The organism is Amycolatopsis saalfeldensis, assembly GCF_900110575.1.
GTDB lineage: Bacteria > Actinomycetota > Actinomycetes > Mycobacteriales > Pseudonocardiaceae > Amycolatopsis > Amycolatopsis saalfeldensis.
On the sequence record NZ_FOEF01000019.1, the window covers coordinates 100,900 to 114,821 of the forward strand.

At 70.4% G+C, this 13,922-nt stretch carries 14 protein-coding genes; 10 read left to right on the forward strand and 4 right to left on the reverse strand.

Going from position 1 to position 13,922, the window contains the following annotated elements; genetic code table 11:
- Window positions 1-338 precede the first annotated feature (338 nt).
- The 3 genes from BMY97_RS33840 to BMY97_RS33850 form a co-directional block, all read right to left on the reverse strand.
- Window positions 339-1,883 carry an amino acid permease gene (locus BMY97_RS33840; protein ID WP_091625128.1) on the reverse strand — a complete coding sequence of 515 codons (1,545 nt, stop codon included), beginning with the start codon at window positions 1,881-1,883 and terminating at the stop codon, window positions 339-341.
- 85 nt (window positions 1,884-1,968) lie between these two features.
- The gene (locus BMY97_RS33845; protein WP_091625131.1) at window positions 1,969-2,955 is read right to left on the reverse strand and encodes a serine hydrolase domain-containing protein; all 987 of its coding nucleotides are present in this window, start codon (window positions 2,953-2,955) and stop codon (window positions 1,969-1,971) included.
- A gap of 70 nt (window positions 2,956-3,025) precedes the next feature.
- Window positions 3,026-4,162, reverse strand: coding sequence for a glycerophosphodiester phosphodiesterase (locus tag BMY97_RS33850; RefSeq protein WP_091625134.1), 1,137 nt, complete (start codon window positions 4,160-4,162; stop codon window positions 3,026-3,028).
- A 208-nt stretch (window positions 4,163-4,370) separates the two neighbouring features.
- Between BMY97_RS33850 and purD the strand changes: the two genes are divergently transcribed.
- The 10 genes from purD to BMY97_RS33900 all read left to right on the forward strand — a co-directional run bounded on the left by purD (window position 4,371) and on the right by BMY97_RS33900 (window position 13,302).
- On the forward strand, window positions 4,371-5,636 hold the full coding sequence (gene purD / locus BMY97_RS33855) for a phosphoribosylamine--glycine ligase (protein WP_091625137.1): 1,266 nt from the start codon (window positions 4,371-4,373) through the stop codon (window positions 5,634-5,636).
- Window positions 5,637-5,728: 92 nt separating this feature from the next.
- A complete protein-coding gene (locus BMY97_RS33860) occupies window positions 5,729-6,118 on the forward strand; it encodes a PE domain-containing protein (RefSeq protein ID WP_091625139.1) in 390 nt (129 codons plus the stop codon).
- A complete protein-coding gene (locus tag BMY97_RS33865) occupies window positions 6,099-6,701 on the forward strand; it encodes a DUF3558 domain-containing protein (RefSeq protein ID WP_245787632.1) in 603 nt (200 codons plus the stop codon). The genes BMY97_RS33860 and BMY97_RS33865 overlap by 20 nt, the downstream gene beginning before the upstream one ends.
- A gap of 9 nt (window positions 6,702-6,710) precedes the next feature.
- Window positions 6,711-8,303 (forward strand): hypothetical protein, encoded by a 1,593-nt coding sequence (locus tag BMY97_RS33870; protein ID WP_091625142.1) that lies wholly within the window; start codon window positions 6,711-6,713, stop codon window positions 8,301-8,303.
- Window positions 8,300-9,058, forward strand: a complete 759-nt coding sequence (locus BMY97_RS33875; protein ID WP_091625144.1) for an ESX secretion-associated protein EspG — start codon at window positions 8,300-8,302, stop codon at window positions 9,056-9,058. Before BMY97_RS33870 ends, BMY97_RS33875 begins: the two co-directional genes overlap by 4 nt.
- A 321-nt stretch (window positions 9,059-9,379) precedes the next feature.
- The gene (locus BMY97_RS33880; protein ID WP_091625146.1) at window positions 9,380-9,697 is read left to right on the forward strand and encodes a hypothetical protein; all 318 of its coding nucleotides are present in this window, start codon (window positions 9,380-9,382) and stop codon (window positions 9,695-9,697) included.
- Between the two features lie 34 nt (window positions 9,698-9,731).
- Window positions 9,732-10,865 (forward strand): WXG100 family type VII secretion target, encoded by a 1,134-nt coding sequence (locus tag BMY97_RS33885; protein WP_091625149.1) that lies wholly within the window; start codon window positions 9,732-9,734, stop codon window positions 10,863-10,865.
- Between the two features lie 211 nt (window positions 10,866-11,076).
- On the forward strand, window positions 11,077-11,787 hold the full coding sequence (locus BMY97_RS33890; RefSeq protein WP_091625422.1) for an NPP1 family protein: 711 nt from the start codon (window positions 11,077-11,079) through the stop codon (window positions 11,785-11,787).
- Between the two features lie 37 nt (window positions 11,788-11,824).
- On the forward strand, window positions 11,825-12,991 hold the full coding sequence (locus BMY97_RS33895; protein WP_091625152.1) for an aminotransferase class I/II-fold pyridoxal phosphate-dependent enzyme: 1,167 nt from the start codon (window positions 11,825-11,827) through the stop codon (window positions 12,989-12,991).
- 125 nt (window positions 12,992-13,116) lie between these two features.
- Window positions 13,117-13,302 carry a hypothetical protein gene (locus BMY97_RS33900; protein WP_091625154.1) on the forward strand — a complete coding sequence of 62 codons (186 nt, stop codon included), beginning with the start codon at window positions 13,117-13,119 and terminating at the stop codon, window positions 13,300-13,302.
- 75 nt (window positions 13,303-13,377) lie between these two features.
- Here BMY97_RS33900 and BMY97_RS33905 read toward each other — a convergent pair whose 3' ends face one another.
- Window positions 13,378-13,878 carry an HAD-IA family hydrolase gene (locus BMY97_RS33905; protein ID WP_425425363.1) on the reverse strand — a complete coding sequence of 167 codons (501 nt, stop codon included), beginning with the start codon at window positions 13,876-13,878 and terminating at the stop codon, window positions 13,378-13,380.
- Window positions 13,879-13,922: the final 44 nt, after the last annotated feature.

Here is a 13,922-nt window from a genome sequence, read left to right on the forward strand (position 1 = left end):
CGGCGAGGGCGGCGGTGTCTGTGGCGGCGAGCGCGGCTGTCGCTGGGCGGTTGTGGGGTGCGGTTGTTGCTGGGGCGGTGGGCGTGTCGGCGGCTGCGGGTGTCGCTGCCGCGGCGGCTGCGGGGGTGGCGGCGGGTCCGGTTATTGATACGGCGGCGGCTCCTCTAGCAGTCGGCGTCGCGGCGAGGGCGGAGGTTTGTGAGGCCGCGGCGGTGGTGGCGGCCAAGGCGACGGCGGCGAGGGTGATGATCCGGCGAAGTGTTACCGCCGTGATCCTCACCGTGGCCGCCGGGCCGCGCCTTCGCCTTCGGGTCCGGCCCGGGTTGATCTCGCGGGGATCAGCCGAGTTCCTTCAGCTCCTGTTCGACGGCCTCGAGTTCGGCTGCGGAGCCCTGGACCTTCGGGCCGGTGAACCACTTCCGCGCCGAGAGGGCCCACCACAGGGCCGCGCCGCCTAGGACTACCAGGAAGGCGATCGGCGTGTAGTTGAACGAGTCGACCGTGACCGGGAAGGCTTGTGGCAGCATGAACAGCACGAAGATCACCACGACCCACGCTGTCGCGACGATGCCGATCGGCTTGCCCCAGCGGCCGAGGTTCCACGGGCCCTTCTCGAAGCTGTCGCCGCGGCGCACGCGGAGGAACACGGGGATCACGTACGCCACGTACAGCCCGACGGTCGCGATCGAGGTCACCGCCGCGTAAGCCGTGGCGCTCCACAGGTAGGGCAGCGCCAGGATCAGCGCGCCGCCCGCGGCGAGCCACACGGCGTTGGTCGGGGTCTGCGTGCGCTTGTTGATCCGGTGCCAGAGCTTCGAACCCGGGATGGCGCCGTCGCGGGCGAAGGCGTAGATCATCCGCGAGTTCGCCGTCACCGAGGCCATGCCGCAGAACAGCTGGGCACCGATGCAGATCAGCAGCAGGAACTTGCCCGTGACGGCGCCGGTAGCGTCGATGAAGATCTGCGCCGGCGGCACACCCGTGGCCGAGTTGACCGCGCCGTCGTAGTTCTGGATCGCGAAGGTCAGCCCGATCAGCAGGATCCACCCGGCGACCAGCGACACCAGGATCGAGTTGATGATCCCGCGCGGCCCCGCCTTCGCGGCGTTCTTGGTCTCCTCCGTCATGTGCGCCGACGCGTCGTACCCGGTCAGCGTGTACTGCGCCAGCAGCAGCCCGAGCGCGAACACGTACACCGACGAGCCCCAGCCCGTCTGGTTCACGAAACTCCCGAACACGAACGACGCTTCCTGGTGCTTCGCCGGCACGAAGATCAGCACGCCCACGATCACCAGCACCCCCACCAGGTGCCACCAGACGCTGACGCTGTTGAGGATCGCCACCACCCGCACGCCGAACGTGTTCAGCGCGCCGTGCACCACCAGGATGATCGCCAGCAGCAGGATCGTGTGTCCCGGCGTCGCGCTGAAGCCCCATTGCAGGTCGAGGAACGCGTTCAGGAACAGCGCCGCGCCGAAGTCGATGCCTGCCGTGACGGCGATCTGGCCGATCAGGTTGAACCAGCCGGTGAACCACGACCACGCCGGGCCGTTGCGCGTCGCCAGCCGCGCGGCCCAGTAGTACAGGCCGCCCGCCGTCGGGTAGCTCGAGCACACCTCCGCCATGCCGAGCCCCACGAGGATCACGAACAGCCCGACCAGCGGCCAGCCCCAGATCATCGCCGCCGGACCACCGGTTTTCATGCCGAAGCCGTACAGCGTCAGGCAGCCGGACAGGATCGAGATGATCGTGAACGACACCGCGAAGTTCGAGAACGACGACATCGTCCGCCTGAGTTCCTGCGCGTAGCCGAGTGCATGCAGGCGTGCGCTGTCCTCATCGGTTTCGTCGGGCTCGGCGGTCTGCTGGTTGGAGACATCCATCGGGCACCCACCTGAAAGGTATGTGGACAGACCATTGAAGTTCCGGAGAAGCTAGCCCGGCCGCTCGACAGGTGTCAAGGTCGCGTCAAGAATCCCCGGGCGGCTCCTGTTCCAGCAACGCGGCCATCGGCCAGGCGCCCTCCGCGGTGTTCGACAGCACGGTGCAGGTCAGCCCACTCGACGGCCGGTACGTGCTCCGGAACGAAACGCCGTGGTCGTAGCCCTCCAGCAGCACCGCGTCGCCTCGGGCGGGCAGCCAGAACCCCAGCCCGTACCGGTATTCCTGCCGGGTCCCGGTCGACGCGCTGTGCACGGCCGTCATCCGCGCCACCCACTCGCGCGGCACGATCCGGCCCGCCGCCAAGGCCGTCCAGAAGGCGCGGAGATCCGGCGCCGTCGAGTAGCTGCCGCCGTCGCCGAAGCCCACGACCGGCAGGCTGAACACGTTCGCCCGCCCGCTCTCGAGGTACCCGATCGCGGTGCGGCCGGGCAACTCGTCCGAACGCAGGAACGCCGTGTCCGCCATTCCGGCCGGCGCGCACACCCGCTCGCGCACCAGCCGCTCGAACGGCTCGTTCGCCGCCCGCGCGGCGACGATCGCCAGCACGGCATAACCACCGTTGTTGTAAGCGAACCGCGCGCCCGGCGGAAACTGTTGCGGGAACCCGCCGAGCGCGCGCAGGTAGCCCTCCGGCCCCGACAGCTCCTGCGGCCGCGGCGGCGGCTCCGCGTCCTCGTCGTAGTAGTCGCCGATGCCGGACCGATGCGCCAGCAGGTGCTCCACCGTGACGCCGTCGTCGATCAGCGGCAGGTCCGCGCCCAGCAGCGTGCGCACCCGCGTGCCGAGCGAAAGCAGCCCTTCGACGATCAGGCTCACGATCACCAGCGCCGTGAAACCCTTGGTGCCGCTGGCGATCGCGAACCTTGTGTCCACCGTGTTCGGTACCGCGTACCCCCGGTGCGCCATTCCGTGCGCACTCGAGAGCACCGTCTCTTCTCCGCGACTGGCCAGTACGACGCCGGAAAACCGCGTCTCCCCGGCCAGCCGGTCGATCTCCTCCCCGAGGTCCATGCCGCGACTCTAACGGCCGGTACCGACAAAAACCGGAAACTGTTGTGGGACAAGGACCTCGGGGAAGAAATCAGCGGCTGAGGAAGTCGTGCAGCGACTCCAGCGCGGTGTCCGACTGGTCCGCGAAGAACCCGTCGACCCCGGCCTTCAGGAACGCGGCCTCCTCGGCGAACACGTTGCCGAACGCGGTGGGGCTGTTCGACGAGCGCAGATTCGCCGGCAGGAACGGGTTTTCGTTGCGGAAGGTGTACGGCTGCACCTTCAGGCCCGCCCGGTGCGCGTCGGCGACCAGCGAACTCGGCTTGCCCAGGTTCCCGGCGGAGTCGAGCGGGATCACCTGCGACTTGTCCGGGCCCAGATACGTCGCGTACTTCGCGACCTCACGCAGCCCCGCGGGCGTCACGAGGTCGGCGTACGTGCGCTTGTCGCCGGAGGCGACGAAGTCGGCCGGCGCGCCCGTCGCGGAGGTGAGCTGAAGCAGCGGCACCCGCACCTGCTTGTGCAGCGCGATCAGGTTCGCCACCTCGAACGACTGGATGGCCACCGGCGCGTCCGCCCGGTTCAGCCCGTTGCGGTTCAGGATCGACACCAGCTTCGGCTCGACCGGGTTGCCGAGCTGCTGGAAGTGCGTCGAGTGCTTGACCTCGGGGTAGGTGCCCAGCGTCCGGTGCAGCTCGCGGCCGAGCCGCCGGGTCAGGTCCAGCACCTCCTGGTAGGTCGGCACCTCGAACCGCCCGTTGTACAGCTGGTTGTTGGGCCGGTTCTCCGGGATCCGCTCCTTGGCGCGCAGCGTCTTCAGCTCCGCCAGCGTGAAGTCCTCGGTGAACCAGCCGGTCAGCGGGACGCCGTCGATCACCTCGGTCTTCTTGCGCGAGGCGAACTCGGGGTGGTCGGCCACGTCGGTGGTGCCGCCGATCTCCGGCTCGTGCCGGGCGACGAGCTGGCCGTCCTTCGTCGGCACGAGGTCGACGTCGACGTAACTCACGCCCATCCGGAACGCGAGCTCGTAGGAGGCGAGCGTGTGCTCGGGGCGATAGCCGGGCGCGCCCCGGTGGCCGATGATCACGGGGTCATCGTGCCCGCGGCCCTGCGCCGCCGCACCCGCCGCGGCCGGCTCGCTCGCCGCGGCGGGGCCGATCGCCAGGCCCGCGACGCCGAGCAGGGCCAGTCCGGACAGTACGAGCACACCGACACGTTTGCGCTTCATGGAGCACCTCTCTTTACGGCAGCCTGCCTCGACGACGGGCGTGCCACGACATACCGCGTCACCCTCACAGCCGCAAGCGACGGGCGCGAGACGGAGGAGGGGGCAAAGGACCGACAACCGGGTAAACGGCGCATGGAATCCGCTTCCGGGCGGGCCCACCCGGACGGCGACATGTTCCGCCCGGCGGCCCCCGGTTAGGCTGTTCGGCGTGCGCGTACTGGTAATCGGGTCCGGCGCCCGTGAGCATGCACTCGTCCTCGCGGTGTCCGGCGATCCCGCCGTCACCGCGCTCGCCTGCGCGCCCGGCAATGCCGGTACCGCCGCGGTCGCCGAGCAGATGGGTGTCGAGGCGGCCGATCCCGAGGCGGTGGCCGCCCTGGCCAAAGAATGGCAGGCCGACCTCGTGGTGGTCGGCCCCGAGGTGCCGCTGGTCGCGGGCGTCGCGGACGCGGTGCGCAAGGCCGGCATCGCCTGCTTCGGCCCTTCGGCGACGGCGGCCCGGATCGAGGGCTCGAAGGCGTTCGCGAAGGACGTGATGGCCGCCGCCGAGGTGCCCACCGCGCGCAGCGAAGTCGTCGACACCCCGGCGCGCCTCGATGCCGCGCTCAACCGCTTCGGCCCCACCTGGGTGGTGAAGGACGACGGACTGGCCGCGGGCAAGGGCGTCGTCGTCACCGAGGACATCGAGGTGGCGCGCAAACACGCGCTGATGCTGCTCGACGGCGGCCACCCCGTGCTCCTGGAGTCCTTTTTGGACGGACCGGAGGCCTCGCTGTTCTGCTTCGTCGACGGCCGCACGGTCGTGCCGCTGCTGCCGGCGCAGGACTTCAAGCGCCTCGGCGACGACGACAAGGGACCGAACACCGGCGGCATGGGTGCGTACGCGCCGCTGCCGTGGGCCCCGGAAAACCTCGTGGCCGAGGTCGTCGAGAAGGTCGTGCAGCCCGTGGTCGACGAGCTCGACGCACGCGGCGCCACGTTCTCCGGCCTGCTGTACGCGGGCCTGGCGCTGACCTCGCAGGGTCCGCAGGTGATCGAGTTCAACTGCCGGTTCGGCGACCCCGAGACGCAGGTCGTGCTGGCCCTGCTGCGCTCGCCGCTCGCGGCGCTGCTGCATGCGACGGCCACCGGCAAGCTCGCCGAGCACCCGCCGCTCGAGTGGTCGGGCGGCGCGGCGGTCACCGTCGTGATCGCGGCCGACGGCTACCCCGGCAAGCCCCGCACCGGCGACGTGATCGGCGGCGGCGAGATCGAGGGCGTGCTGCACGCGGGCACGCGGCGCCGTGAAGACGGCGCGGTGGTCTCCTCCGGCGGGCGCGTGCTGTCCGTGGTCGGCACCGGCAAATCGTTGAAGTCGGCGCGAAAGCACGCGTACGAGACGGTGGACCGGGTGCGTCTCGCGGGCTCGCACCACCGCACCGACATCGCGTTGAAGGCGGCGAGCGGCGAGCTCGACGCGACCGTCGGCGCCTGAACTTTCCGGCGGACTTCGCCTCGGCGGTACGCGGTCGTTGGTAGCCTCGTAACGGGTCCGTCCGGTCACCGTCTGTAGGTGAGGGGTAGCGCATGCCAGGAAGCAGTCCGCTGTCCGACCTCGCGTCGTCCGTCCCGGCGGCGCCGGGGGTCGCGGACATCGTCGTCGCGCCCGGGAAGCTGCTGGACGTCGCGCGCGTGGTCGAAGAGCAGGTCGGCGCGTTGGAGGACAAGCTGCTGACGCGCCTCGGCGAGCTGCGGATCGACACGCCGTCGGCCGACACGGTGAGCGTGAACGCCGTCGCCGCGTGGAACACCGTCGTCGCCGAGGGCGATCACTCGTACGTCGCGCAGGTGCGCGAGTACGTCGCCAACCTGCACCAGCTCGTCGCCCAGCTGCGCGACGCCGCCAAGACCTACCAGGCCAGTGACGCGGACAAGGCCGCGGCGTTCGGGGACCGCGGTGCCCACGGCGTCCAGTAAGCGGCTGGTCGCGGTGGCCCTGCTCTTCGGCGCGGCCGGCTGCTCCTCGGGCGACCCCGGCACGGCGTACCCGGTGCAGACGGCCGTGAGCGCGATGTCGCAGGCGGCGAAGGCCTCCGACCTGCCGCAGCGGCCCGCCGACCTTTCCGTCGCCGGGCTCGACCCGTGCGACCTGCTGTCCCAGATCCAGCTCGACGAGCTGAAGATCACCGGCGCCCCGCGCAAGGCCGCCGACCAGCAGGACGGGCCGACCTGCGTGTTCGACGTCGGCCAGGCCCCGCCGTTCTCCGCCTACCACCTGCGGGTCGTCGGCGCCGACGTGCAGGAGTGGCTGACCGGGGCACGGCGGAAGAACAGCATGACCACGGCGCCGGCGACCGTCGGCGGCTACCCGGCGATCACGAACTACCGCGCGGCGGGCACGCCTTCGGACTGCGAGACGCTGGTCGGCGTCGCGAAGGGGCAGACCGTGGCCGCGCAAGCGTTTGCCATCACCGCCGGCGCCTACAACCAGCAGCAGCTGTGCGACATGTCGACCCACGCCGCCGGCCTGGCGCTGCAGAACCTGAAGTCACGGAGCTAGGGAGGGCGCGTGGAGATCTCCGACCTCGCGGGCAGGATCCGCGACCACCGTTTCGACGGCTGGACCGACACCGCCATCGCCACCGAGATCGAGCGGTTCGGCACCGGCGACGGGATCGGCAGCATCGGCACCGCGGTCGACGCGCTGAAGGCCGTCGCGTCCGCGCTCGCCGACACGGACAACACGTTGCGCACGCAGCTGACGCAGCTCGGCGTCGAATGGCAGAGCGAGGCGGGCGGCCAGGCCGGGCAGGTGTTCACGCAGCAGGCCGGCTTCTCCCAGGACGCCATGACCAAGGTGTCGCACACCGCGGAGATGCTGTTCGCGCAGGGCGAGGCCTTCAACCGCACCAAGTACAAACTGCCGGACGCCGACACCGTGCTGAAGGGCGCGGGCGGCTACACCATCGGCGATTCGCTGGCCAGCCTGATCGGCTTCGAGACCGACCACGCGTCGCAGGTGGACGCGGCGCAGAACGCGCGCAGCCAGGCGCTGGAGGCGTTGAACGACTACGCGCAGCAGAGCGGCGAGAACCTGCTCTCGTCCGAGACGCTCAGCGCTCCGCAGACGTTGACCGTGGCCGGCCCGAGCGGGCAGAAGAGCGTGACGGACCTGGCTGGTTCGGTGATCGACGTGACGCCGGACGGGAGCGTCAAGCCGGCTTCGGCGTCCGTGCAGTCGCATTACGTCGCGCCGCCGGTGGCGCAGCCGGTCAGCAACGCGCACGTCGACCCGCCCACTCCCGCGTACGGGATCGCCGTGCAGGCGCCGCCCGCGCGGCCGAGCGCGGGTCCGGGAAACAGCACGACGACGTCTTCGGCTCCGGCCGTCTCCTCGGGTGGGCAGGCGTCGGCCCCGCCGCCGTCCGGCTGGGTCGAGGCGCCGGGGCGTGGGACGGCGCGTGAGCCCAGTGGTGGGCAAGGGCGGGCTTCCGATGGTTTCGTGCCGCCGGTTTCCGGTGGGCCCGGTGTTCCCGGCTCGGGCTCTGGTCCGGCGCTGGGTTCCGGTTCCGGCTCGGGTTCCGTCGGCCGTCCGCCGATGAGCGGTTCGGCCGCGCCCGGCGGGTCCGGGACGATGGCCGACGGGGTGTTCGGCCGCGGTGCGACGGGCGGGACCGGCGGCGGCGACCAGGCGCTCGGCCGGGGCCGCTTCGTCGGCAGCGCGCCGGAGTCGACGGTGACGCCGGTCCAGGGCGGCAGTCCGGCCGCCGCGCCCAAGGGCGGGATGTCGGCCGGTGAGCTGGGCGCGGGCGCCGCGGCGCTGGGCGCGGGCGCGGCGGGCGGCGCGCTGAGCGGCGAGAAGGAGCGGCAGGGCCGTGGTTTCGGCGCGGGCGGGTCGGGCAAGGGCCCGGTGCGGCCGCTGCCCGTCGACGACCTGCCGGAGGAGGAGGCGATCGCGCTGCGCAAGGCCGAGCAGATCACACCCGAGCCGCCACACGACGACACGAAGTTCCTCGCCCCGGCCGCGACGCAGGGCGAAGGCGAAACGGACGAGGAACACGTGCGCCGTTTCGGCGTCGACGACAAGGACCTGTTCAACGACCGGCGGATGGTCTCGCGAGACGTCATCGGCGACGACCCGGGGGATGGGCACCGACCGTGAGCCTGGTGCTTTCCGCGCTTGAGTTCGATGTGTTGTGGGAGTCGCTGGAGCTGCCCCGGCGCCCGGCCGCGCTGGGCGTGCCGTCACCGGGGCGGACGCACTCCGAGCGGGCCGAGCTGGTCGACTCGGCGTGGGCTTCGCTCGCTTCGCGGCGCCTGGCGCGCGGCCGTCGAGCGTCGGGTGAGCTGATCGACCAGCTGCACCTGCTGGCGCGTCCGCAGTACGCGGTGGACGCGTGGGTGTGGGCCGAGCGGGAGATCCACGGGCGTGCGGTGAGCCTGGGCAGCCAGGCCGTGCTGGCCGTCGTGGACTCCGACCAGGTCTGGCTGATCCCCGCGCGCGAGGGCGCCTTGGCCGAGGCCGCCGTCCCCGTGGCGGGCGACCTGGCCCCGGGCGTCGGCCAGTCCATCTCCGTCCCGCACGACCTGCTGGTCGCCGCCGACGCGAAGGCGCAGGGTGACCCGAAGTCGCTGGTCACGGCGTTGGAAGACCGGGGTCTGGCGCTGTGGGAGGCCCAGGAGCTGGCGGGAATGCTGATGGGCCAGGAGGCGCGCGGCCAGTTCTGCGCGGAACGCACCCTGCGCGACGGCACCGTCCGCCGTTCCCCGGGAGTGGCGGCCTTCTACGACACCGACGCGGGCCGCTACCTCTTCCAACTCGCCTCCGACCCCGACGGCCGCCCCTGGGCGACGGTGGCACCTGCGGACAACGCGTTGCTGGTGGAACGGGTGCGGGAGTTGCAGGCGGAGCTGTAAGGGGATTCGCATTCAGCTCGGAAAGCGGCTCGGAATCGCGGGCGAACCGATGATCGAACCCATGTGGGTGATTTCCGGATCGCCCTCGACGGCGACTGGAATCATTCGGCGGCGCCCGACTTGTCGGACTTGACCCGAATCCGGCGGCTTCGCGTCGGGTGCCATTTCCCTGGTGGCCATGCGGCAAGGCGCTGGGGGGTGGAAGTTGTGCGGGATCCGTACCCCGGGCGCGGCCGAGGTCTTAAAGTAATCGGGGGAACCGGCCGGATCATGCCCACGTCTGATCAGCCGGAAGAGGACTTCAGAAGGGGATGAGCGACGGTGCCTGTCTACGACGCTGATTCGATGGCCATTGCGGCCCGGCAGGTGGAGAGGCTGAAGGACGAGTTCGAAAAGTCCAAGCGCCACCTCACTGGTGTCGATGACGAGCCCGAGAGTCCGTTCGGCACCATGGGCGGCTCGAAGGACGTGCACGGCGCGGTCGGGAACTTCAAGCAGGGCGTGCACACCGAGTTCGACGCCGCCGGGAAGCTGATGGAGGCGACCGGCTTCGTGCTGCGCAAGGCCGCCGGCCTGGTCGAGGAGACCGACCAGGTGGGGAAGACCGATCTGACGCTGCACGTGACCGAAAACCAGTGAGGGCAGGGGAAATCGTGGTTGAGGGGGCAGCAGGGTGGCGCTGATCGACTTTCCGTCGAACTGGTCGAAGGTTACCGACGAAGCGGCCAAGGTCGACGGGATCAAACCGGACGCGATCGAAAAGGCGGCGCAGCAGTTCAAGGATTCGGCGGGACAGGCCGGCGATCACAGCGCCGCGCTGAAGTCGTCCACCGATTCGCTCGCCAGCGGGGTGTGGAAGGGCGACGCCGCGGACGCTTTCGTCGCGTACGTCCGGCAGATCACCACCGCCGGCGACAAGGTGCAGTCGCACCTCAAGGAGGTCGGCGACGACCTCAGCAACCTGTCGTCGGACCTCGGCACGCTCAAGACCAAGGTGACCGGTGCGCGGGATGACGCGCAGAAGGCCATCCAGAAGGTCATCGACGACACGACCCCGAAGGTCCAGGCCGCGCAGAATGCCGAGGCCGCGTACGCGAAATCGGACAAGAAGGGCCCCGCGCCGAGTCCGACCGCCCAGTCGCTGATCGACCAGGCGAACACGGCCAACACGAAGACCGCGGCCGACGCGGCGACGACGATCAGCCCGCTGCTCGACCAGGCCGACGGCCTCGTCAAGAAGTCGCAGGCGCTGATGCAGACCCAGATCAGCGGCGGCTACAAGGACGTTCCCCTCCCGGCCGGCGACGGCACGGTGCCGCAGAGCACCGGGGGCATCCACAGCAACGGCGCTTCCCACCACCACAGCGGTGGCGGCGGCGCCGGAGGCGGAGGGGGTGCCGGCGGGGGCGGGCTCGGCCCCAGTGGCGGCCCGCCGTCCTCCCCGCCCCCGGGGAACGTGCAGCAGTGGATCGAAGAGGCGATCAAGGAGCTGCAGGCCGCCGGGGTGAACGTCACCGACGCCGACATCCCCAACATCTGGGCGATCATCCAGCACGAGTCCGGCGGCAATCCCAACGCGATCAACAACTGGGATTCCAATGCGGCCGCCGGCCACCCGTCCAAGGGTCTGATGCAGTGCATCGACTCGACGTTCAACTCGAACAAGCTGCCGGGGCACGACAACATCTACAACCCGGTCGACAACATCATCGCCGGGGTGCAGTACTCGATCCACCGGTACGGCGGGGTCGGGAACGTGCCCGGCATCCAGGCGATGGCGCACGGCGGCGCGTACCGCGGTTACTGACGCAGACACCGAACACCCCCGGCCCGGGATGGCAGAACGGGCTGGGGGTGTTCCCTTTTGTCCCTTGTTTCCCCTCTGGCGTCGTTGGAAACTTTCCACCCCGGGATCAACTACGGGAAATCGATGCCTGGACGGACTCAAGGAGGACGAACGCGTGGCGAAGACGACCCGATTCCGCAATCCGGCCCTGGTGATCGGGGCCGCGCTGGTGATGGCGGTGGCGTTCCCGGCCGCCGCGCTGGCCGACCCGCCGCCGGCGCTGCCCGGCAACGCCACTGATCTCGAGAAGAATTTCCAACCGGCCTTCGACTACGACAAGGACGGTTGCTACCCGACTCCCGCCATCGGGCCGGACGGCACCATCGCGCCCGGGCTCGCGCTGGGCGGCGACGTCAACGGCAACTGCCGGGACGAGTCGGACCTCGACAACACCAACTCGTACTCGCGCACGAAGTGCAACAACGACTGGTGCGCCTCGATGTACACGCTCTACTTCGAGAAGGACCAGGCCGCGCTCGGCCCCGGCAGCGCCGGGCACCGCAACGACTGGGAGCACGTTGTGGTGTGGGTCAAGGACAATCAGGTCCAGTACGTCTCGACGTCGCAGCACGGCGGGTTCGCCGTGCACCCCGCGTCGGAGATGTTCTTCGAAGGCTCGCACCCGAAGGTCGTCTACCACAAGGACGGCGCGTCCACGCACTGCTTCCGCGCCGCCAACTCCAACGACGACCCGCCGGAGAACCACAAGGGCGTCTGGCAGTACCCGACTCTGGTCGGCTGGGACGGCTACCCGGCCGGTCTGCGCGACAAGCTCGTGGCGGCCGACTTCGGCAGCGCCACCTTCGGCATCAAGGACGACCAGTTCAACGGCAACCTCGGCAAGGCGAAGCCGAGCGGCATCCCGTTCGACGAGAACGCCTGACCGGACTGGCAACCAAGAGCGCAGTAGCCTGGCGGGCATGGTCGACATCGGTGACTACGCCGGTCCAGCGCTGCGCTCCGGTGTGCCGCCCTTTCACGTGATGGACGTGCTTTCCGCGGCGCAGGCTCGCCGGCGCAGCCACGGCGATCTCGTCTCGCTCGCCGCGGGGCAGCCGTCCGCGCCCGCGCCGGCGGCGGTCCGGCAGGCGGCGGCCGAAGCGCTGGGCCGCGACCACCTGGGCTACACCGAGCAGCTCGGCATCCCCGAACTGCGGGAGGCCGTCGCGGGGCACTACCGGCGGACCTACGACCTGGACGTGAGCGCGCAGGAAGTGGTGCTGACCACCGGGTCCTCCGGCGGGTTCCTGCTCTCGTTCCTCAGCGCGTTCGACGCGGGCGCGCGGGTCGCCATGGCCCGGCCCGGTTACCCCGCGTACCGGAACCTGCTGAAGGTGCTCGGCTGCGAGGTCGTCGAGTTCCAGACCGGGCCGGAGACGAACTTCCAGCCCACCGTGGCGCTGCTGGACCGGCTCGGGCCGCTGGACGGGCTGATCGTCGCCAGCCCCAGCAACCCCACCGGCACCGTGCTGCCGCCGGGCGAGCTGGCGGCCATCAGCGGCTGGTGCTCCTCGCACGGGGTCCAGCTGATCAGCGACGAGATCTACCACGGCATCTCGTTCGGCGGCGGCCTCGACTGCGCCTGGCAGTACGGCCGTGAGGCGCTGGTGCTCGGCTCCTTCTCGAAGTACTTCGCGATGACCGGCTGGCGGCTCGGCTGGATGCTCGTGCCGCGGCGGCTGCACCGCGCGGTCGACGTGCTGACCGGCAACTTCACCATCTGCCCGCCCGCGCTTTCGCAGCACGCCGCCGTCGCGGCGTTCACTCCGGAGTCGTACGCGGAGGCCGACGCGCACGTCGAGCACTACCGCCGTAACCGGGATCGGCTCTTCACCGGGCTGAAGGGCATCGGCATCGACAAGCTCGCGCCCGCCGAAGGCGCCTTCTACGCGTACGCGGACGTCTCCGAGTACACCTCCGACAGCCTCAGCTGGTGCCAGCGACTGCTCGCCGACACCGGGGTCGCGATCGCGCCCGGCATCGACTTCGACCCGGTGGACGGTGGCCGCTACGTGCGGTTTTCCTTCGCCGGAGCGGCCGAGGACATCGACGAGTGCGTGCGCCGCCTGGGTGGCTGGTTGCCGTGATGCCGGTCAGGGGGAACCCCGATATCCCCCTGAACGTTGGCCAGTACGAGAGAGTTTTCACGCCGCAGGTGGCACGCTGGACTTCACCGGGCCGAGAGCGGCGCGGAAACGGCATCGGAGGAGCCATGTTCTGGAAGATCGTTGGAGGGCTCATCGTCGCTTGGGTGGCCTTCATGGTGCTCGGCGCGGTGATCGGCTTCTTGTTCAAGGCTGTCCTGTGGATCGCCATCATCGCCGGCGCGGTGTTCCTGGGCACGGCGGCTTACGGCGCCATCAGCGGCAAGAAGAACACCAAGCAGGTCGGTCGCTAACCGACCGCACCTCTGCCATGAAGGCCTCCTTACCCGCGTCCGAAGCGGGCAAGGAGGCCTTCATGGCGTCACGGGTCAGCCCAGCGCGGCGCGCGCGGCCTCGGCACCGTCCCACAGGTGCGCCTGGATCCCGACTGCCCTCGCACCATCCACATTGGACTGACGGTCGTCGAAGAACAGGCAGTCCGCTGGCTCGGCGCCGAGTTTTTCCAGCAGCAGGCGGAAAATCTCCGGGTCCGGCTTCGCGCACCCGACCGTCGCCGGAGAACAGCGTCTCGCGGAACATCCGGGCCCAGTCCTGCGCGCGCACCCAGCGGCCGAACGCCGCGGGCGCGTTCGAGAGCAGCGCCAGGTTCGCGCCCGCTTCCGACAGCGATTCCAGCAGCTCCCGCGAAGACGGCGCGAAGCTCGACCAGCCCGCCACGTCGATGCCGGTGAGCTCGTCCGACAGCGCTTCGTCCACCTTCGCGCCGAAGCGTGCGCCGACGGCCGTCCAGTACTCGAGGTCGCCCAAGCCGCGGTCGTACGATTCGCGCTCGGCCCAGTACGCGGCCTCGAACGGCTCCACGGCGACACCCATCGTCGCCGCCAGCTTCGGCACGGCCGTGGTGCGCGTGGAG